This window comes from Streptomyces sp. NPDC002306 (assembly GCF_053593435.1).
In genome coordinates this window covers 1-20,674 of the sequence record NZ_JBSFCK010000004.1, presented here as the reverse complement: position 1 = coordinate 20,674, position 20,674 = coordinate 1, and the positions used below count along the sequence as shown (strand labels likewise).

Below are 20,674 nucleotides of genomic sequence, written 5' to 3'. Positions count from 1 at the left end.
GGCCAGGCCGTGCGAGCGTCGGCCGTCGCGGCGTGAGTGCGGGTCGTCCGTTCAGCCGGCGTCCGGCGCGTCGATGATGGTGCCGTTCTCATCGAGTGTGTGGGTGTCCCAGTAGACGTCCCACTTGTCGCCGACGTGCTGGGGCACCTTGCCCTTCGGGTATCGGGTGTAGCCCGACGGGGGCTTCTGGTCGTTCGCCGTGCATGCCGAACCGGTGCCGTTCACGGTCAGGACGGGGTACTCGCCACTGCCGCAGATGGCCTCCCGGTACTCCAGGCCGGAGCATCCGCTGAGCGCCACGACCGCTGCCGCGCCGACAAGAGCGGCGCCGACGGCCCGCGACCTGCCGGGGCGGAAGGCGGTGGTGGGTCGGCCGGCGTTACGGTGCATGAACACGATCGTCTCCTGTCGTCGGGGCTGCCCCCACTCTTGCCGCCGGCGGCCACCGAGCCCTGAGTACGCGTACCCACGAGCTCACGCGCGAATGCTCAACTCGCCCTGCTCCGAGGAGTCAGTGCGGGTGATCCTGGTGACCGGGGCCATCGCGGTCCGCGAACGCGGGCCGTGTCAGGTCGCCTTGCGTCGGCGCCTGATCGGCTCGCCCACCCGGTGCAGGTGGGCGAGGGCCTCGCCGTAGGACTGGATCAGCCCGGTCTCGTGGTACGGCACGCCGATCTCCGCGCAGTACGCGCGCACGACGACCTGGGCCCGTCGCAGATGAGGGGTGGGCATGCTGGGGAACAGATGGTGCTCGATCTGGTAGTTGAGGCCGCCGAGCATCAGGTCGGTGAGCGGGCCGCCCCGCACGTCGCGCGAGGTGAGCACCTGACGACGCAGGAAGTCGGGCCGTTCGTCGCCGGTGAAGGTCGGCATGCCCTTGTGGTTCGGGGCGAACGTACAGCCGAGATAGACACCGAAAAGGCATTGGTGCACGGCGAGGAACGCCACCGCCTTGCCGGGGGAGAGGACCAGGAACAGCGCGGTCAGATAGACCGCCAGGTGCAGGAAGAGCAGACCGCCTTCCGCCAGGCGGTTCTTCATCGACGGTGACCGCAGTGCCCGCACGCTCGACACATGCAGGTTGAAGCCCTCCAGCGTCAGCAGCGGAAAGAACAGGAACGCCTGGTGGCCTCCGACGAGGCGGGCCAGACCGCTGCTGTCGCGGGCCTGCGCGGTGGACCACACCAGGATGTCCGGGGAGACATCGGGGTCGAGTTCCTCGTGGTTGGGGTTGGCGTGGTGGCGGGTGTGCTTGTTCATCCACCAGCCGTAGCTCATGCCGATGCCGAGATTGCCGAAGAGGCGGCCCCAGACCTCGCTCGGGCGCCGCCGCCGGAACACCTGCCGATGCGCCAGATCATGGGCCACCAGGGCGACTTGGCCGAAGACCAGGGCCATGAAGGCGGCGACCGCCAACTGCCACCAGCTGTCGCCCAGCGCCACGAACGCCGCCCACCCCGCCACCAGCAGTCCGGTCACCAGCCCGAGCCGCAGCGTGTAGTAGCCAGTGCGCCGCCGCAACAGCCCTGCCTCGGTGATGCGCTGGGACAGCCGGGCGAAGTCACTGCCGGCCTCGGAGTCCGATCTACGGGGACGGACGGCGGGCGTTGCGGCCGCGACCGTGGCGTCAGGGGAAGTCGTCATGAAGCCGAGTCTGCTGACGGCCGTCCGGCCCGGACAAGCCTGCCAGGCACAGCCCTCCTGGGGGGCTTGCCCCCCACCGTCCCAGGGGGATGTCACCACCACTACGCCACTGAGCTGGACTTTCTCCCGTCCCGGCGTCCGCCGCCGGAGCGCCGGGTCGTGCCGCGGCCACCGGACTGCCAGGGGCCGCACCACGTCAGGCTCGCCGCGTACGGCCGCGGGCCGGGTGGCTTCGTCGGCGTAACGAATGCCAACAACCCACGCGCGCCCGCGATACGGCGACACTCGACGATGTGCCTGGCCGGGGCGCGCTATACTCGATCTTGAGCGTGCCGCGGAAACGCGGTTCACGCGCTGTGCGTCGGTGGTCCAAGGAAAGACGCCCCGCTTCCTGCGGGGAAATGCAGGTGCAAGGCCTGCCCGGCGCTCGAACAGACCCCGCCCCGGAGATCCGGGGCGGGGTTCTTGCGTGTAGGCGGGCAGGTCGGACGCCGGCCCCAGCCGGCCGCGCGGTTTCATGCGGCCGCCGGGCCTGCGCGTCTGTGCGCGAACAGACCCACGGGGCCCGGCAGTTGGCCCCGCGGCCGGTGGCCGGCTGTGCGCGGGGCGGCGTGGTGATTCAGCCGGTGACCTGTGTGAAGAGTGCGGCGAAGATCCGTCGGCAGCGCGCGGTCATGTCGTCGGCCGTCTGCTCGGGATGATGCCGCCACCAGGTGACCGACGCGCTCACGGTCCCGTACCAGAAGTGCGTGACGAGGTCGACGTCGAGCGGATCGGTGGCCGCGGAGCTGCTGAGGAAGCCGGCCACGCCGGCCGCTCCCATGCGGTTCAGTTCCCGCCGGTACACGGTGGCCGCGCCGTAGAGTCCGCTGTCCGCCGTCAGGGTCGGATCGTAGACGAGTTCCCAGTCCTCCAGGTGCGCTTCCAGGGCACGGAAGATGGCCTCCAGGGTGCGCGGAGCGCGCGTGATGTCGGCCGGCCCCTCCTGTGCGCCGCGCACCGCCGCGACGAGGCGGGAGCCCGCGCGGTCGAGGCAGGCGAGGTAGAGGCCGTCTCTGGACGCGAAGTACTCGTAGATCATGGGCTTGGTGATTCCCGCCCGGGCGGCCACGGTCGCGATCGCCCCCCGCGCGTAGCCCTTGGCGCCGAACTCGGCCGCCGCCGCGTCCAGGATCAGCCGCTCCCGGTCCTTGCGCGGCATGCCTTTGGTGCCCACACCGCGTGTGACGCTCACCTGCTTGCCCATGACCACCATCCTATGCCACGGTGACCCGACGGTAACTTACCCTTCGTTCAGATCGGTGGTGTGGTCAGTGCGACGTAAGACGCGTTCGTGGTGGGGATGGGGCAACGTCGAGGACGCCGTGGTCGGCGCGGAACGCGCGGCGCTGAGCCGACGGGTCTCGGAACTGCTGCCCGGCGCTGACCTGACCGACCACGCGGCCCCGCCGATCGAGTCCTTCGACGTCGGTGTGAGCAGGGTCCAGGCGCCCCCTTCCCTGGCCTCGATCGTCTCCGCGGGCGCCCGTGACCGGCTGGCGCACAGCCATGGGCAGGCGTTTCGCGACGTCGTCCGGGCGCTGCTGGGAAAGCTGCCGCACGTGCCCGACCTCGTCGTGCGCCCGACCTCGGAGGCCGAGGTCGTCCAGGTGCTGGACTGGTGCGGCGACGCCGGCATCGCGGTGATCCCCTTCGGGGGCGGCACTTCGGTGGTCGGTGGTGTCGAGCCCCGTGTGGACGACGGGTATTCCGGCGTGGTCAGTCTGGACCTCACCGCCATGGACCGGGTTCTGGAGATCGACCGCACCAGCCGAGCCGCACTGGTCCAGGCCGGGGTGCTCGGCCCCCGGCTGGAAGAACAACTGAGGCCGCATGGTCACACGCTTCGGTTCTTCCCTCAGTCGTTCGAGTTCTCCACCCTCGGCGGCTGGCTGGCCACCCGGGCGGGAGGCCACTTCGCCACGCTGCACACCCACATGGACGACCTCACCGAGTCCCTCCGGGTGGTCACCCCCGCCGGTGTCGTCGAGTCCCGCCGGCTTCCGGCCTCGGGCGCGGGTCCTTCCCCCGACCGGCTGTTCCTCGGTTCCGAGGGAACACTCGGCGTCATCACCCAGGCATGGGTCCGGCTCCAGGAGCGCCCCCGATGGCGGGCAGGGGCGTCGGTGGGCTTCGCGGACCACGACGCGGGCGTGCGAGCCGTCCGCGCCCTGTCCCAGTCCGGTCTTCACCCGGCGAACTGCAGGCTCCTCGACCCCATGGAGGCGTTCCTCAACGCGGGATCCGCGACGGCCGTCCTGGTGCTCGGGTTCGAATCCGCGGACCACCCCGTCACCGTCCGGATGGAACGCGCCCTGGAACTCTGCCGCGACCACGGCGGCACCCTGTCCGAGCCGCCCCGGTACACCGACACCGCCGAACGGAGCGCGCGCGGCGGAGCGGCGGACACCTGGCGTTCCTCGTTCCTGCGGATGCCGTACCAACGCGACGCGCTGGCGGCGCAGGGCATGATCGTGGAGACCTTCGAGACCGCCTGCACCTGGGACCGGTTCGACGCACTGCGCGCGGCGGTCGACGACGCGGCCCAGGACGCCATGCGCCGCGTCGGTGCCACAGGCGTGGTGACCTGCCGCTTCACCCATGTTTATCCCGACGGCCCCGCACCCTACTTCGGGATCTACGCCACGGGTACGTGGGGCAGGACGGTGGAGCAGTGGGACGACATCAAGGCGGCGGTCTCCCAGGCGCTGATCGCCTGCGGGGCGACCATCACCCACCACCACGCGGTGGGCCGTGACCACCGGCCGTGGTACGACCAGCAGCGCCCCGACCTGTTCGCCTCCGTCCTGCGAGCCGGCAAGGCCACGCTGGACCCGGCCGGCATCCTCAACCCCGGCGCGGTGATCGATCCCCTCCGGAAGACCTGATCGCGTGCGTCCACGACGCCTGATCGAGGGGGCCACCTCCGGGAGTGATGCGAACCCCGTGCGTGCCGTGCAGTCTGGAAGTGGGGCGCGTCGTGTGTGCGGGTGCGCGCGAGCGGCGTGGCCGGTGGCAACCACGTCACCGTCGGCGCCGGACGGAACGGGAAGAGGCCCCCATGAGCGAACAACCGCTGATCGAGGACCACGGACTCATCGGTGATCTGCAGACGGCCGCGCTGGTCTCCACCGAGGGCACGATCGACTGGTTCTGCAGCCCGCGCTTCGACTCGCCGAGCATCTTCGGAGCGCTGCTCGGCGGCGACAGCGGCGGTCGGTGGACGATCGTGCCCCAGGCGCGAACGTACGCGACGAAGCAGCTCTACTACCCCGACACCTGCGTGCTGCTCACCAGATTCATGACCGAGCAAGGCGTCGGATCGGTCGTGGATTTCATGCCGCCCGCCTCGCCGCGCAATCCGACCAGCACACACCGGCTGGTCCGCATGCTGCGGTGCACACGCGGCGAGATCGCGTTCGACATCGAGATCTCCCCTCGGTTCGACTACGGGCGTCAGCCGCACGAGGTCACCTCGCACCGGGGCGGCTGGCATTTCGCCGGCCGGGACACGGACATGACCGTGCACGTGGTGGACGCACTCGACGACGAGTGCGCGAGCGGCCGCAGGATTCGCTCTGGTGATGTGTGCATGACCGTACGGCTGCGGGCCGGTATGACCCGCGGCCTGGTCCTGGAGACGTTCGCCGACGGACCGCCACGCATCGTCGCGCCGGCGGAATGCGTGCGGCTTCTGGAGGACACCATCGCCTACTGGCACACCTGGCTGGCGCGTTCGCGCTACACCGGACGGTGGCGGGAGACGGTCAACCGCTCCGCCATGACGCTCAAACTCATGACGTACGCTCCGTCCGGCGCCATGGTCGCGGCCCCGACCACCAGCCTGCCCGAACAGGTCGGCGGCGAACGCAACTGGGACTACCGCTACGCCTGGGTACGCGATGCCTCCTTGTCCCTGCACGCGCTGCTCGGGCTGGGATTCACCGAGGAGGCCGTGGCGTTCACCGAGTGGCTGGGCGACCGCGTGCAGGAATACACCGGTCCGGGCGAGCGCCCGCTGAAGGTCATGTACCGCGTCGACGGCTCCTCCGACCTGGCGGAGCAGACGCTGGATCACTGGGAGGGCTACCGGAGTTCGGCGCCGGTGCGGGTCGGCAACGGCGCCGCCGACCAGTTGCAGCTCGACATCTTCGGATCGGCGTTGGAGTGCCTCCATCTCGCCGACCAGCGGGGCCTGCCGACGACCTGTCGCATCTGGCAGGCGCTGATCGACACGGTGGACTGGGTGTGTGAGAACTGGGACCGTCCCGAAGCCGGTATCTGGGAGACGCGCGGCGGTGACAAGGACTTCACCTATGGACGGCTCATGAGCTGGATCGCGATGGATCGGGCCATCCGCATGGCCGCCCGAAGCGGCCGCCCCGCCGAGGTGCAGCGCTGGACGAGGGAACGCGACGCCGTCTACTGGCAGATCCTGGGGCGCGGGTGGAGTTCGGGGCGGGCCGCGTTCACACAGCACCTGGGCAGCGACGTCCTGGACTCCGCGCTTCTGCGGATGCCCGCGGTCGGGTTCATCCCCCCGCAGGATCCGCGGTGGTTGTCGACCTTGGACGCGATCAGGAAGGATCTCGTGTCCGACGGTCTCGTGTACCGGTACGACCCCGCTGCCTCTCCCGACGGCCTGCACGGCGCCGAAGGCACCTTCTCGGCATGTACGTTCTGGTACGTCGAGGCCCTCGCTCGCGCGGGCCACCTGAGTGAGGGGCGACTCGTCTTCGAGAAGATGCTCACCTACGCCAACCATCTCGGCCTGTACTCCGAGGAGATCGGGCTGACCGGCGAGCAACTCGGCAACTTTCCACAGGCGTTGACCCACCTCGCACTCGTCACGGCGGCACTCAGTCTGGACGCCCATCTCGACGCGGCCGCGCCGGGCTTCCCGCCCACCTCGCCGGTCCCGGTTCTCTACGGGCAACCGATGGCGGGCGTGGACGGCGGTCCGTCCGTCACCCTGAGCACCACCTATCCGTCGGGCCACGTCACCCGCAGGTGAGCGCGCGACTGCGTGGCTCCGGTCTCAGGCCGCCGCGTGACGCCGGGGGCGGTAGCGGGAGGCGATGGTGGCGGTCAGGGCCTCGACGGCGTCGACGGTCGCGGTGCTCAGGCCCACGGCGCGGTTGGTCGTGACACCGGCGGAGCCGTCGGATGTCTGGGCCAGCAGGCCGGATCGGGCGGTGAAGGAGTTGAAGACGGACCGCAGTGCCCCCGGGGCCACGGTCTCGGCTCCGGCGGCGGCGCGGGCCAGGGCGGAGAGATGTTCGTGCAGCGGATCGACCAGCTCGGTCAGTTCCGGCACGGTGTCCTGCGGGGTACGCGGCAGGTGTTCCCCCAGCAGCGTGGCGCAGCCGGCGACCTGGGACACCTGTGATCTGAGCTGTTCCAGCTGCTCACCCGACCAGGGGCCGCGATGCTCGGCCGGCTCGGCGTGCGACTGCTGCACGGCGGCCTCCAGGTGCTCCCTGACCTGCCGTGACCGTGCTCGTAGCGCGTCGACGGCTGCCGGGTCGGTGGCCCCCACGTCGGCGTAGCCGGTCAGCAGCTCGGGCAGCAGCCGGTCCTGCACCCGCAGCCACTCCGCGAGCAGCCCCGGCACCCGCCGGGTGGACCAGGTCGGCCAGAGCAGGAAGATGAGCACGGCGATCGCGGCGCCGACCACGGTGTCGGCCGACCGTGCCCACGCCGTCGGCCCGGGCAGCCCGCCGACATGGTGGATCAGGAAGACGATCCAGGTGGTCAGCCACAGGTTGAGCATCAGCTGCCCGGTCCGCAGGGTGACGAACGACGCGGCGGCCAGGATCACCGCCACGACCGCCAGGCCGACGGGCGACCAGTTCGGCAGCGACAGCACCCAGGCGAGGAGACCGCCCAGGACGGCGCCCGCCGCCCGTCCCCAGCCGCGCGCGATGGTGTGCCCGTACTCGGGGAAGAGCACCAGCATGGTGGTGAGGGACACCCAGAAGCCGTGCGCGGAGATGCCCAGTCCGCCCCAGCCGCCGATCGACCGGCCGATGATCTCGGCGATCACCACGCCCACCGCGAGCCGCACCGCGTGGCGGAAGATCGGCGACTGCGGGTGTAGCTGGGCCCGGATCCGCCGGGCGGTGCGCGCCACGGAGGGGGTGCCCGCGTACAGGCCCGGCACCTCGGTGTGCGGTTCCAGCACGTCACCGAGGTGGTCGTCGGTCGAGCGCCGGGCCAGCTGCTCGGCGGAGCGCAGCCGTGCGACCAGGTCGCACGGGCCTCCCGCGGGCGAAACGGTCGCCCACGACTCCAGGACGGCGTGTGCCTCCTCCGGTGCGCGGTGCTCCCGGCCGGAGGCGACCGTACGGGAGATGCTGCCCAGCACCTGCGCGGTGGCCCGCGCCTCCTGGTTCCCGGCCGCCCCCGCGGGCACCGTCAGCCGTGAGGTCTGCTGGGCGCGGCGGATCCGCTCGGCCTCTCCCAGCAGCCCGAACAGCGCCGCCGCCGCCGGCCGGCTGAACTGCGGCAGCACATCCAGAGCCTGCCGGGCCACGGTGAACGGAGCCGATCCGCCCGAGGCGGGCGAGTCGGGCGCGAGCGCGTCGTCGGCGAGCGACTGGTACAGGGCCGCGAGGGTACGGCGTTGGGAGGCGAACCGTGGGCCGTACGGCGGGAGCAGGGACACCACCACGACGATTCCGCTCCCGACCGCGATCCATCCGGCGATCAGCAGGCCGCCGTGCACATCGGGAGCGAGATCAGCCGTGATCATCAGTCCGATGACCGCCAGGCAGGCCCTGATCCCGGGCGCGACGCCCAGCGTGCGCCACAGCCCGGTGGCGAACGACGCGACCGCGAGCAGCAGCAGGAACAGCCAGGTGATGTCGTTCACCAAGGCGCCCACCACGGCCATCGCGCTGAAGGCCACGGCCATCCCGAGCGCGTTCACCACAGGATGTCGCAGCGGGCTCAGCAGCGTACCGATGCCGCAGATGAAGGCACCCACGCTGGCCATGGCCCCGGCGAGGGGGTCGTCCAGCAGCAGGCCGAGGATCGTGGCGAGGAGTACGGCGAGCACGGCGCGTGCGATCACCACCGGGGCGGCGAACGCCCGTTGGATGCGCAGACCTTCCCGCCCGATCGTGATCAGCGACGACCACCAGCGCATGTCCGGGACTCCTTCGCGGCAAGGCGCGGAACCAGCACTCTCATCGTCTGCCAGCCCCGGCGTGACTGCCACTCGCTGAGCCAGGACGACGCTGTTCAGGACGGAGACAGCTGGTGACCGTGCGTGCATCCACGCAGTTCACGTTCAGTGGGCGGCAAGCGGTGGTCAGTGCAGAATGCTCACCGCGCGAGCGATGACCAGAAGCGATGTCAGGAGGGCGGCGACGCTCTGGACACTCATCAACAACTTCGCCCGGGTCGACAGGGGCATGGTGTCGGTCGGGCTGAAGGCGGTCGAGTTGGTCACGGAGATGTACAGGTAGTCCACGAGGGTCGGAACCCAGTCGGAGGTGCCGCTGGCGCCGTCGGCGACCTCCTCCACCGCGTCGTCGTTCTCGTCCTGCGAGAAGCGGAAGTCGGCCAAGGGCAGCGCTTCGCGGGGGGCTTGGGTGCGCGCGACGGGGCCGCCCCGGTCCAGTTCCCAGTAGGCGAGGCCGAAGGCGATGATGTTGGTGAGCCAGACCTGGAGCGCGGCGACGAGCAAGGAGCGGCCGTCCTTCACGTCGGCGTGGATCAGCTCGTGAATGAGGATGCCCAGGGCGGTGAGGTTGCTGACGGCGATGATGAGGACGAGAGTCAAGGAGAGGAAACGGAAGGCCTTGGTCTGCCGGGTGAGCCGCTTGGGGTTGATCGCGACGAGCGGGACCAGAAGCAGCAGTTCCCACGCGGGCACTACATAGCGCGGTGCGACCAGGAGTTGCTGCGGCAGGCCCACGTACAAGGTGATGGCGACGAGTGTGGCGATCACGCCGGGCAGCCGCGCTTCACCGCGGCGCTCGTGCCTGGGGTGCCTCGTTCGGGCTTCGACGCGGCTCTTCGCCATGGAGGTCGTCCTTGCGTGTGCTGCTCGTGGAAGGGCAACGGATTGTAACGTGACCGTATGAGGGCGCCGACCGCGTGCGTCCGTGGGCCATTTTGTACGCGCGACTCCCGCACTGCCTGGTCAAGTTCACGGAATCGCCCGGTCGTTGGGCATCGGCGCGGATCTCGACTCCGGCGGTCTTTCGCGGGCCGACGGCCGGACCGGGCGTAGTCGGTCGGCCATGTCGTACGAGCGGCGCACCCGCCGTGCCTTCGGTGGGGAGCGGGTCGTTGAACTTCAGGTCCGGCCATGAACAGAGCGAGGTTCGCGTGAACAGTCCGACCGGCCTGTCGGAAGACTGCCTTGGTGCTCTCCAACATCTCAAGGAGACACGGGAGATCAACACCGTGATCCTCAGTTACCGGGACACCTCAGGTGACCTGGTCCTCGAGGTCGAGGGCAACCTGACCCATGACGAACTGCTCCAGGCCCTGCCCGCCGACGAGCCGCGCCTGGTCGTCCACGAAATCTCCTTCGCCAGCGCGGAGGGCACCCGGAGGAACAAGCGGCTCGTGATCTTCTGGATCCCCGCTCTCGCCGGCGGGCAGGAGGAGAGCTACACCACCGGATACACGGCGCTCAAGGAGCACCTGACCGACGTACATGTGCACGTCACGGCCAGGCGGAGAGAGCACCTGGACTACCGACGGCTGGTCGCGCTCGCCGGCTGAGCGCTCCTCCGCCGGCGGCCGCGGCCGGATCCGTCTTTCGGCGGACGCCCTACGCCGGCGCGCCCGGCCGCGGGCCATGGTGTCGGGACAGGTAGCTCACCACCGCGTTGGCCACCGCCACCAGGGGGACCGCGACGACGGCGCCGCCGATGCCGGCCACGAGTCCTCCCGCGGCCACCGAGAGGATCACGGCCAGCGGGTGCACTCGTACCGCGCGCCCGAGGATGAAGGGTTGCAGGATGTGGCCCTCGAGCTGCTGTACGGCGAGGACGACGAGCAGCACCAGCAGCGCGGTGAACACGCCTTCGGCCAGCAGGGCGACGACGACGGCCAGCGCTCCGGAGACCACTGCGCCGACCAGGGGCACGAAGGCGGCGGCGAAGATGACGACGGCGAGGGGGAGGGCGAGAGGTACGTCCAGGAGGTAGATGCCCAGGCCGATGCAGACGGCGTCGATGAAGGCGACGATGACGGTGCCGTGTACGTACGCGGTGAGCGTGTGCCAGGCCACGGGACCGGCGCCGGCGAGCGCGGGGCGGGCGGGAGCGGGAACGAATTTGAGGGTCCATCGCCAGACGCGGGATCCGTCGTAGAGCAGGAACAGCGTGCAGAACACGGTCAGCAGGACTCCGGTGACGATCTCCACGAGCAGGGTGACGCCATGGATGCCGACCGACGTGAGCCGTTCGCTGCTGAAGCCGATGCCGTCGCTCAGCTTCTGGGTGAAGTCGTTGATCTGCGCTTCCGTGATGTGGAAGGGGCTGTGGAGCAGCCATCGTTTGAGTCCGTCGATCCCGCCCTGAAGCCGGCCGGAGAGGTCGTCGAGGTTGTCCATCACCTGCCATACGACGAACCACCCGACCAGCCCGAGCAGTACGAACCCGCAGAGCGCGGTCGAGGCGGTCGCCAGGCCCCGCGGCACCCGGTGCTTGTGGAGACGGGCCACGGTGGGCTGCAGGAGCGCCGTGATGAGGAGGGCGGCCACGAACGCCAGTACGACCAGGCGCACCGTGCTGATGGCCCGCCCCAGCACCCACAGGGAGGCCGCGATGACCAGCAGGCGCCAACCGGCTTCCGCGGCGACCCGCACGCCCCAGGGAACGGCCGCGGCGGGCTCTGGTCTGCTCGCCACGGCATCCCCGCGTTCTGAGGGCGATGCCGTCTCCGGGACATCGTCGTTCCCCGCGTTCGCCGACCGGTGACGCGCGTCCGCTTCCTCGACCTTGGCGCGGAGGTGCTCCCACCAGTTCCAGAACCTCACGGGCGCACCTGTCTCTCAGAAGGGAAGGACCACCGCCACTGGCGCACCGCCCGGGTGGGCATCGCGGCCATCGCCCGCGAGCACAGGGTGAGATTCAACAGCAGCCGCTGCCGGACATGTCCGCTGTCGCGACGGCGAGGCCTCCGGATCACCTTGATGGGCCACACATCGCGAGCGGCCGTGCGGGGGTCGTGCTCGCCCTCACCCGCGCGAGCGACGGCCCGTGGGCGCGCGCGGAGCGAACAGGTCGGCTTCCGTTCGCCCCGTGCCGAGTTCGGGCTCCAGCCCGTCCCCGACGCCGGTCGGAGACCCTCCGGCGTCCGCGCGCCACGCCTCGAACGCCCAGGTGGTCAGCGCGACCACGGCCGCCCCGAGGAGCCAGCCGCCCACGACGTCGCTGAACCAGTGAACGCCCAGCGCGACACGGGTGAAGCCGACACCCGCCACCGATACGGCGGCGCCCGCCCAGCACACCGGACGCCAGACGCGCGGGACCAGCGGCAGCAGAACCAGCAGCAGGATGGCGAACGACGTGGTGGCCGTCATCGTGTGCCCCGACGGGAAGGAATAGCCGGGAGCGTGTGCCACCGGGTCCTCCAGGGACGGCCGGGCACGCTCCGTCACCGCCTTGACCAGCCAGCCGATCAGTCCACCGGCCACGGCGGTGACCGCGGACCAGGCGGCCAGGCGCCAGGCCCGGCGGTACAGCAGCCAGACGGTGAGCAGCGCGACCACGGTGCGCAGCGTGACCGGGTCCCCCACCCGGTCGGACAGGAAGCGCAGGGTCTCGGTCCACAGCGGGTGATCGACGGCGATCACGTGCAGACGCCCCGCGGCACCCGAGTCCAGGCGTCGCAGGGGTCCCCACCGGCTCTTGACCAGGACGAGCAGGAGTCCGAAGGGTACGGCGCCGGCCGCGGCGGCCGCGGCCGCCCCCAGCAGGTGGACTCCGTAGCGGCGGTCGGCGTCGCCCCGCCGTCGGGCGAGCGGACGCCGAGCGGGGACAGGCACAGGCGATCACACTCCTGGGTCGTCGTTGATCGGGCCCGGGCGCAGTGCCCGGGAAGCCTCCAACTGCGCGGCGAAGGACAGCCCGAGGAAGAGGGCGATCGAGGTCAGGTAGGCCCACAGCAGCAGTGACATGAAGGCGCTGAGCGGCCCGTACACCGTGTCGAAGGACCCGCTGACGTCGAGGTAGAGGCTGAACAGCCAGGTCAGCAAGGTCCACAGGACCAGATAGACCGCCGCGCCGAAGGCGAGCCAGGTGTAGCCGGGCTGTTTGCGCCGTGGTGACCTGCGGAAAATGGCACTGGCCGAGATGAGGGCGAGCAGGAATCCGAAGGGCCAGCGCAGGACGCTCCAAGCGGTCTGCGAGAGCCCGTTGAGGTGGTAGACGGCGGCGGCCGCGGCGGCGAGATCCTTGCCCGCGACCATCACGACGAATCCGAGGCCGAGCGGCAGCCCGGCGCTGACGGACATGACGAGGCCGCGGAGGTACTTCCGGTGGAAGGGCCGGTCGCGTTCGTTGCCGTAGATGCGATTCGCGCCGCGCTCGATCTGGCACATGGCGGTGGTGATGTTGACCAGGGAGAAGCCCAGACCGAACCAGAGGGCGACCTGGGCTCCGTCGCCCGCGCTGTGTCGGCTGCGCCGCAGCGCGTCGTCGACCACGTCGGCGCTGGGACCCGCGACGATCCGATGGATCGTGAGTTCCGCGAGTCTGCCGATGTCCTCGGTGTGCAGGGAGGCGGACAGTCCCACGAACGCGATGGCCATGGGGATGACCGAGAGCACCGTTTGCAGGGCCAGGGCGCGGGAGTGACTGAAGCCGTCGGCGTAGCGGAAGCGGATGAACGAGTCCCGCAGCAGCGGCCAGCGGCCGTAGCGACGCAGTGACGCCAGGGCCTCGTCCGCCGACAGTTCGCCGCCCCGCATGTCGCGGGTCACGGGAACATGGGTGGCGGTTCCCATTCAGTGCTCCCGCTGGGGAAGCATGACGGTCAGCGCGCCGGGTGCGACCTCGGCGGTCAGCCGGCGGCCGCGCGCCACGGTGTCGCCGTCGAGTTCGCGGGGCTGCGCGGCGTCGAAGGTCACTTCGGCTCGCCGGAAGACGAAGGACTCCACCGGTCCGGGCGCTTGGTTGCCGTTGTTGGTGGAGGTGGAGGTGGCCGTGGCGTTGGTGGTCGCTACGGTCGTGGTCGTGGCGACGGTCCGGCGGACGGGCTTCGCACGTGCCGCCTTGCGCCCGCCCCTCAGTACCGCGCCCAGGGCGCGGAACCATCCGGCGGGGCCGCGCGGGTCGAGGACCAGCAGGTCGAGGACTCCGTCGTCGGGCCGTGCGGCCGGAAGCAGCGTCACGCCGCCCTGAACGGTGCCCACATTGCCCACGAGCACCATGCGTGCGCTGCGGCGCAGAAGCGGTCCGTCGTCGAGGCGGATCGTCACCCGTACCCGGGGCGTGCGAAGGACGCCGACGCCGGCCAGTACGTACGCGGGCCACCCCAGGACCGACTTGGCCCGGTCGTCGGTGTGTTCCATCAGCGCGGCGTCCAGTCCGGCCCCCGCCATGGCCGTGAAGTACGTGGGGGCGAGGTCGTCGCCCGCGATCCGCCCGAGGTCGACGGGGCGCGGACGGCCGCGGAGCGCCGCGTCCAGCGCGTCGGCCGGTGCCAGCGGCAGCCCGAGGTTGCGGGCGAGCAGATTCCCCGTCCCGCAGGGCACGATCGCCAGCGGGATCCCGCTGTCGGCCAGGGCGGCGGCGACATTGCGCACGGTGCCGTCGCCGCCGCAGACCACGATCAGACGGGCGCCCCCGGTCACGGCGCGGGCGGCCTGTCCGGCGCCCGGGTCGTCCGCCGCTGTCTCGACGAACTCGGCCCCGTGATGGCCGTGGCGATCGAGGACCCGCCGCAGTGCTTCGCGCTCGTGCTCCGCCGTGACCGTCGGGTTCAGGATCACGGTGGTGGTACCGGGGACGTACGGGGCGCCCGCGGGGGAGTCCGTGTCACGGCCGCGGACGCCGCTGGACGGGGGCGCGGTCACCGTCTTCTCGACGAGCAGGGCGTGGCCCACGATCAGGAGGGAGAGGCCGCCGTTGGCCAGGCCGCCCAGCACGTCGGTCGGGTGGTGCATGCCGCGGTACAGCCGGGCGACGCCCACCAGGAGCGGGACGATGAGCAGCAGCACGCCGACAGCCTTGCGCCACGCTCCGCCCGGCCGGCGAAGCAGGACGACGGCCAGTCCGGCGTACAACGCCGTGGCCGCCCCGACGTGCCCGGACGTGTAGCTGGAGGTGGGCGGTGAGGCGTCGAGCCGGTCGACGTCAGGGCGATGCCGGTCGACCGCGGTGGTGATGACGAGGAAGACGAGTGCCTGGAGGGAGACGGCGAGGGCGAGGAAGGAAGCCTGCCGCCACATCGGCAGCCGGGGTATCAGCACCAGGCCCACGCACGCCAGCAAGGTCAGGGCGACCACCGTCAGCGTGTTCCCGGCCTCCGACCCGACGGAGGACAGCGCGGTGAGGGCGGGTGTGCGGGCCTGTTCGAGACCCTCCTCGATCCGGTCCTCCACGGTCAGTGGCCACATCCGGCGTGCCGGACCGGTGATGAGCAGCCCCGCCCCGACCATGAGCGCGGCCTGACCCGTCGTCAGCGCGCCGATGCGAGCCGATGTCCGTCCCATACCGCGGGGCAGGGCGATCGAACGGACTGCGCGGGGCGGCTCGGTGGATCGGCCGGACCGCTGAGCGGTCGGTTCGGGTACGGCGGTCGGCATCGTGTCTCCCACGGTCAGCGCGTCGCCTGCGCGTTCGGCCGGATTCTTCCTCCATGTCGACCGACGTTTGCCCCGACCTCGCCCGCTCAGTCCTGCCGCGGCGGGGCGTTCGGGCGTGCCCGGAGCCGTCCGAAGAGGGTCGGCGCCGGGGGCTGTCGCCTGTGGGACGCGGGTGAAGAGGTCGGCGGGGGGAACGCGGCGGTGGGGGAACGCGGCGGTGGGGGAACGCGGCGGTGGGGGAACGCGGCGGTGGGGGAACGCGGCGGTCGCGGTGCGGGACCCGCACCGCGACCGGCCTGCGCGGGAGGAGGGCGCCGGACGCCGCCTCGATGCCGCCCCGGCCGCCGAGGTCAGCCCTGGGCGACGGCGCCGCGGACGTCGCCGCCCGAGCGCTCCAGCCGGGCCTTGGCCTCGTCGTGGCCGCAGCTCGCCAGCAGCATCACGATCGCGGTCTTGGCGTGGCCGCCGGTGATCTCGAGAGCGCGGGTCGCCGTCTCCGGATCGGTGCCCGCCGCCTCCGCCACCATCTGCCGGGCGCGCTCGACGAGCTTGTCGTTGCTCGGGCGGACGTCGACCATCAGATTGCGGTAGGCCTTGCCGATGCGCACCATCGCGGCCGTGGAGAGCATGTTGCAGACCATCTTCTGGGCGCTGCCCCCCTTGAGACGGGTGGAGCCGGTCAGCACCTCGGGACCGGTGACCACCTCGATGGCCACGTCGGCGTGCCGGCTGATGACGGCGTCCGCGTTGCAGGCCACCGACACGGTGGCGGCCCCGACCGAGCGGGCGTAGTCGAGGCCTCCGACCACGTAGGGCGTTCTGCCACTGGCGGCCAGCCCGACCACGGTGTCGCGCGCCGTGAGCTTGACGCCCTGCAGTTCGTTGACGCCGCCCTGGGGGTCGTCCTCCGCGCCCTCGACGGCGACGACGAACGCGTTCGGGCCGCCGGCGAGCAGCGCGATCACCTGGTCGGGAGAGGTGCCGAAGGTGGGCGGGCACTCGACGGCGTCCAGCAGGCCGATCCTGCCGCTGGTCCCCGCGCCGAGGTAGATGAGCCGGCCGTCCTGGCGCAGTGAGTCCGCGATCAGTTCGACCGCGGCACCGATCTGGGGGAGGGCGGCGCGCACGGCGAGGGCGACCGACTGGTCTTCGGCGTTCATGACGTCGAGCAGTTCGGAGACCGGCATACGGTCCAGTTCGGCCGTACGGTCGTTGCGGGTTTCGGTGCCGAGCGCACTGAGGTCCACGGTGCGTGCTTCCTTTCGTGTGGGGGCGGAGCTCGTGAGAGCGCGTCAGCTGTCGGCGGGCGACCGGCGGGGGGCCGGCTGCCGGGTGCGTCGGTGGATCGCGCCGTAGGTGTTCTGGAGGGCGGTGGTCGCGTCGTCGTAGGAGCGTTGCGCCACTCCGACGAAGAGGCAGTCGATGAGCGCGAGTTGCGCGATGCGGCTGACGGTGGCGCCGGAGCGGAACGGGGTCTCCCGGACGCTGGTGGTGAGGACCACGTCGGCGCTCTGGGCGAGGGGCGAGCGCGCGTAGTTGGTGAGGGCGATGGTGCTCGCACCGCGCTCGGCCGCGTCCCTCAGGGGCTCGATGGTGTCCTGGGTGGAGCCGGAGTGGGAGATGGCTATCGCCACGTCGCCTGGCCCGAGCAGCGCGGCCGCGGTGAGGGCGGCGTGCATGTCGGTCCAGATGAACGCCATGAGGCCTATGCGGTGCAGCTTCTGGTGCAGGTCCTGGCCCACGAAGCCGCTGGCTCCCACGCCGAAGATGTCCACCCGGCGCGCCTGGCTGACCGCGTCGATGGCCCGGCCCAGCGCCGCGATGTCGATGCCGTGGCCGGTCTCCTCCAGGGCGCGTACCTCGTTGTAGATGATCTTTTCGGTGATCTGGGCGAGGGAGTCGGTGGCGCTGATGTCGGTGCTCGGCGACGGACGGTCTCCGCCGAGCGCGTCCTCGCGTGCGGCCGCGCGGGCCAGGGCCAGACGCAGTTCGGCGTACTTCGCCAGTCCGATGGCCCGGCAGAACCTCATCACCGTGGCGCCGGAGGTCTCCGCCAAGTCTCCGAGTGCGCCGATGGACAGGCTCGCGGCCGCCGCGGGGTCGGCGAGGACGGTCTCGCCCACACGACGTTCGGACGGCGCCAGCGACGGCAGGGCCCCGCGGATGCGGACGAGGATGTCGGCGGCCGATTCCGGTGTCGGCCCGGCCGCGTCCTGCCGGTTGACCGGGTGCGCCATGAGGTCCTCCTGAGTGGGTGGGCGCCAGCGTAGCCACGGCCCGGGGTTAGGTCAAAAAGCTACGGAGCAAATGATCAGCTGTAACTTATTGACATGTGGAGGTCGACCTTCCGATACTCGCTGCACATTGGACGACCTTCGGCGGACCGTGCGGTGAATCCGCGCCGGCCCGCTCCCCGGCTTCGAGAGGAGAGCGCACGTATGACGGCAGTGCTGGCCGTGGACCTGGGAAAGACTGGCTGCCGCGCCACGATCTGGACCGGCCACGGTGATGAACCCCGCCTCGTGCGCGAGGCCCCCGGTGCCCCTGGACTCGCGGGTCCCGACGGGGTGGCCTCGGCGGAAGCCGCGATCCTCGCCGTCGGCGCAGCGCTCCTCGAAGACAGCGGGACCGGCCGCCTGGACGTGGTGTGCGTGGGGGCGGCGGGCGCCGCCGCCGCCCCCGAGGCCGCCCGCGCTCTGGCCGATCGACTGCTGGAGCGGCTGCCCGCCGACGAGGTCGCCGTCACCAGTGACGCGATCACCGCGCACGCGGGAGCCCTGGGCACCGGCGCGGGTGTCGTGCTCGCCGCGGGGACCGGGGCGGTCGCCGTCGGCGTCGGTGACGGGGGAGTGCTCGCCCGGGTCGACGGGTGGGGCCCCTGGCTCGGCGACGAGGGAAGCGGCGCGTGGATCGGCCTCGCCGGGCTGCGGGCCGCGCTGCGCGCCTTCGACGGCCGGGGCGAGGGCACCGCGCTGCGTCAGGCGGCGATCGACATGTTCGGCGAACTCGGCCGGCTGCCCCTCGTTCTGACCGAGGAGAACAACCCGGCCAGGACCGCCGCGTCCTTCGCTCCCGTGGTCGGCCGCACGGCCGCCGCCGGGGACCGGGTCGCCGCCGAGATCATGCGGGCGGCCGCGGCCGCGCTGGGGGAGGCGGTGATCGCCGCCGCACGACAGATCGGGGCATCCGGTCCCGTCCCGGTCGCCATCACCGGCGGGCTCGCCGGGGTCGGCGGTCCCCTGCTGGACCCGCTGCGTGCCGTGATCGCCGAGTCCGGCCTGTCGCTGCGCCTCCAGGCGCCGCTCGGCGATCCGCTCGACGGGGCGCGACGGCTCGCCCTCGGCGGCGGCTTCCCGCACGAACCCTTCGTCACCCGTGTCCGACGTCGTACGACGATCCCGGCGGCCCCACCCCGGTGATCGCCACCTCCCCCGTCCGGCCCTGAGGCCCGGCGGGTCACCGATCCGTTCCGCCTACCGTCCCCCCGCTGGTGCTCCGGCACCCGCCCGTCACAGCCGGTGTGCACGCACCGGCCCCCTCGCAAAGGAGCGAGCCTGTGCGTCACCTGGACCTCGTGGTGATCGTCGCGTATCTCATCGCGATCGCCTGGATCGGTCTGCGCCTGTCAGGGCGGCAGAAGTCGGCGAAGGAGTACTTCGTCGGCGAAGGCAAGATGCCCTGGTGGACCGTCTGTTTCTCGGTCGTGGCCACAGAGACCAGCGTGCTCACGGTCATCAGCGTGCCCGGCGCCGCCTACACCGGCGGCGGCTTCGGGAACGTCGAGCTGGCCTTCGGCTACATCGTCGGCCGCGTGATCGTCGCCACGGTGCTCATCCCGCTGTACAAGCGAGGCGGCTTCGTCAGCGCCTACCAGTACCTCGGTGACCGGTTCGGTCTGAAGCTGCAGGGGCTCGCCTCGGTCACCTTCGTCTTCACGCGGCTGCTCGCCGAGGGCGTGCGCCTGTTCGCCTCGGCGATCCCGATCAAGCTGCTGCTCGACGAGCTCGGCGTGCACACCAACTTCAAGATCATCATCATCGTGCTGACCCTGATCACCGTCCTCTACACCTACATGGGTGGCATCAAGGCGGTCATCTGGACCGACGCCATCCAGATGATCCTGTACATCGGCGGCGCGATCCTGGCGATCGCCGTCCTCAGCGGCCACGTCGGCGGTGGCGGCTTCTCCGACGCCCTGCACGCCGGCCGGTTCAAGCTGTTCGACACCGACTTCGACCTGGCTCACATCATGACCAGCTCGTTCGCCCTGCCCACCGCGATCATCGGCGGCGCGATCTTCGCGATGGCCAGCCACGGCTCCGACCAGCTGATCGTCCAGCGCATCCTGGCCACCAACAGCCTGCGTGACAGCCAGAAGGCCATGATCGGCTCCGGCATCTTCGTCGCCATCCAGTTCGCCGCGTTCTCCCTCGTGGGCGCGCTGCTGTGGAGCTACAACAGCCAGAAGACGTTCGCGGACATGGGCCTGGAGACCGCGGACAACCTGTATCCGCACTTCATCCTCCACGACCTGCCCGTGGGAGTCTCGGGCCTGCTGGTGGCCGGCATCCTCGGCGCGGCGATGGGTTCGCTGTCGTCCGCGCTGAACTCGATGTCCAACTCCACCGTCTCGGACATCATCCACAGCTTCTTCAAGCGGGCTCCCTCCGACGAGACGCTGCTGAAACTGGCCCGCGTGATGACGCTGGTGTGGGCCGTACTGATGGCGATCTTCGCGTGTGCGTTCAGCACCAGCACGGGCAACGTCTACGTCACCGGCCTGACCATCGCCGGGTACACCTACGGCGCGCTGCTCGGCGCGTTCCTCCTCGGCCGCCTGATCAAGCGCTCGAACGAGACCGACGCCGTGGTCGCCTTCCTGGTCACGATCGGCGTCATGACCTATGTGGTGCGCAGCGTCAAGATCGACGTGACGGTGGCCGGGGCCACGGTGCCCACCGCCATCGCGGCGCAGTGGCTGGTCCCGCTGGGCGTCGTCATCACCCTGCTGGTGGGCGGCGTGATGAGCCTGTTCCACCAGGCGCCGGCCCCGCAGCCCGCGCCGGTGCGCGACAAGGCCGAGCAGGACACCGTGACGGCGGCCTGACCCACGGCGGCGCTCCCACGGCCCCGGACCTGGGCGGGGGGGGGGGGCGCCCCCCCCCCCCCCCCCCCCCCCCCCCCCCCCCCCCCCCCCCCCCCCCCAAAAAAAAA

16 protein-coding genes are annotated in these 20,674 nt (G+C 71.1%); 5 read left to right on the top strand and 11 right to left on the bottom strand.

Going from position 1 to position 20,674, the window contains the following annotated elements; all coding sequences use genetic code 11:
* Nucleotides 1–51 precede the first annotated feature (51 nt).
* The 3 genes from ACWCQK_RS10325 to ACWCQK_RS10315 all read right to left on the bottom strand — a co-directional run bounded on the left by ACWCQK_RS10325 (nucleotide 52) and on the right by ACWCQK_RS10315 (nucleotide 2,890).
* Complete coding sequence (locus tag ACWCQK_RS10325) at nucleotides 52–390, bottom strand: SCO0607 family lipoprotein (RefSeq protein ID WP_451153983.1); 339 nt, start codon at nucleotides 388–390, stop codon at nucleotides 52–54.
* Nucleotides 391–567: 177 nt separating this feature from the next.
* Complete coding sequence (locus ACWCQK_RS10320; RefSeq protein ID WP_451153981.1) at nucleotides 568–1,644, bottom strand: fatty acid desaturase family protein; 1,077 nt, start codon at nucleotides 1,642–1,644, stop codon at nucleotides 568–570.
* Between the two features lie 619 nt (nucleotides 1,645–2,263).
* Nucleotides 2,264–2,890 (bottom strand): TetR/AcrR family transcriptional regulator, encoded by a 627-nt coding sequence (locus tag ACWCQK_RS10315; protein ID WP_451153979.1) that lies wholly within the window; start codon nucleotides 2,888–2,890, stop codon nucleotides 2,264–2,266.
* Nucleotides 2,891–2,957: 67 nt separating this feature from the next.
* Between ACWCQK_RS10315 and ACWCQK_RS10310 the strand changes: the two genes are divergently transcribed.
* Both ACWCQK_RS10310 and ACWCQK_RS10305 read left to right on the top strand, forming a co-directional pair.
* On the top strand, nucleotides 2,958–4,571 hold the full coding sequence (locus tag ACWCQK_RS10310) for an FAD-binding oxidoreductase (protein WP_451153977.1): 1,614 nt from the start codon (nucleotides 2,958–2,960) through the stop codon (nucleotides 4,569–4,571).
* Between the two features lie 173 nt (nucleotides 4,572–4,744).
* The gene (locus ACWCQK_RS10305; RefSeq protein ID WP_451153975.1) at nucleotides 4,745–6,697 is read left to right on the top strand and encodes a glycoside hydrolase family 15 protein; all 1,953 of its coding nucleotides are present in this window, start codon (nucleotides 4,745–4,747) and stop codon (nucleotides 6,695–6,697) included.
* Nucleotides 6,698–6,721: 24 nt separating this feature from the next.
* Here ACWCQK_RS10305 and ACWCQK_RS10300 read toward each other — a convergent pair whose 3' ends face one another.
* Nucleotides 6,722–8,833, bottom strand: coding sequence for an FUSC family protein (locus ACWCQK_RS10300; RefSeq protein WP_451153973.1), 2,112 nt, complete (start codon nucleotides 8,831–8,833; stop codon nucleotides 6,722–6,724).
* A gap of 165 nt (nucleotides 8,834–8,998) precedes the next feature.
* The gene (locus tag ACWCQK_RS10295) at nucleotides 8,999–9,715 is read right to left on the bottom strand and encodes a hypothetical protein (RefSeq protein ID WP_451153971.1); all 717 of its coding nucleotides are present in this window, start codon (nucleotides 9,713–9,715) and stop codon (nucleotides 8,999–9,001) included.
* A 308-nt stretch (nucleotides 9,716–10,023) separates the two neighbouring features.
* On the opposite strand from ACWCQK_RS10295, the gene ACWCQK_RS10290 reads away from it, so the two are divergent.
* Nucleotides 10,024–10,425, top strand: coding sequence for a cofilin family protein (locus tag ACWCQK_RS10290; RefSeq protein WP_451153969.1), 402 nt, complete (start codon nucleotides 10,024–10,026; stop codon nucleotides 10,423–10,425).
* 49 nt (nucleotides 10,426–10,474) lie between these two features.
* Here the strand turns inward: ACWCQK_RS10290 and ACWCQK_RS10285 are convergent, their stop codons facing one another.
* The 6 genes from ACWCQK_RS10285 to ACWCQK_RS10260 form a co-directional block, all read right to left on the bottom strand.
* Nucleotides 10,475–11,686: an AI-2E family transporter gene (locus ACWCQK_RS10285; protein ID WP_451153967.1), complete on the bottom strand. Its 1,212-nt coding sequence runs from the start codon at nucleotides 11,684–11,686 to the stop codon at nucleotides 10,475–10,477.
* Nucleotides 11,687–11,887: 201 nt separating this feature from the next.
* The gene (locus tag ACWCQK_RS10280; protein WP_451153965.1) at nucleotides 11,888–12,697 is read right to left on the bottom strand and encodes a phosphatase PAP2 family protein; all 810 of its coding nucleotides are present in this window, start codon (nucleotides 12,695–12,697) and stop codon (nucleotides 11,888–11,890) included.
* A 6-nt stretch (nucleotides 12,698–12,703) separates the two neighbouring features.
* Nucleotides 12,704–13,657 (bottom strand): YihY/virulence factor BrkB family protein, encoded by a 954-nt coding sequence (locus ACWCQK_RS10275; RefSeq protein ID WP_451153963.1) that lies wholly within the window; start codon nucleotides 13,655–13,657, stop codon nucleotides 12,704–12,706.
* Nucleotides 13,658–15,460 (bottom strand): diacylglycerol kinase family protein, encoded by a 1,803-nt coding sequence (locus ACWCQK_RS10270; RefSeq protein ID WP_451153961.1) that lies wholly within the window; start codon nucleotides 15,458–15,460, stop codon nucleotides 13,658–13,660. It lies immediately after the preceding gene.
* A gap of 350 nt (nucleotides 15,461–15,810) precedes the next feature.
* Nucleotides 15,811–16,707: an N-acetylmuramic acid 6-phosphate etherase gene (murQ, locus tag ACWCQK_RS10265; RefSeq protein ID WP_451153959.1), complete on the bottom strand. Its 897-nt coding sequence runs from the start codon at nucleotides 16,705–16,707 to the stop codon at nucleotides 15,811–15,813.
* 45 nt (nucleotides 16,708–16,752) lie between these two features.
* Nucleotides 16,753–17,697, bottom strand: a complete 945-nt coding sequence (locus ACWCQK_RS10260; RefSeq protein WP_451153957.1) for a MurR/RpiR family transcriptional regulator — start codon at nucleotides 17,695–17,697, stop codon at nucleotides 16,753–16,755.
* Between the two features lie 201 nt (nucleotides 17,698–17,898).
* Here ACWCQK_RS10260 and ACWCQK_RS10255 point away from each other — a divergent pair, with 201 nt between their 5' ends.
* On the top strand, nucleotides 17,899–18,879 hold the full coding sequence (locus ACWCQK_RS10255; protein ID WP_451153955.1) for an N-acetylglucosamine kinase: 981 nt from the start codon (nucleotides 17,899–17,901) through the stop codon (nucleotides 18,877–18,879).
* A 137-nt stretch (nucleotides 18,880–19,016) separates the two neighbouring features.
* Nucleotides 19,017–20,567, top strand: coding sequence for a sodium:solute symporter (locus ACWCQK_RS10250; RefSeq protein WP_451153953.1), 1,551 nt, complete (start codon nucleotides 19,017–19,019; stop codon nucleotides 20,565–20,567).
* The last annotated feature ends 107 nt before the right edge of the window (nucleotides 20,568–20,674 follow it).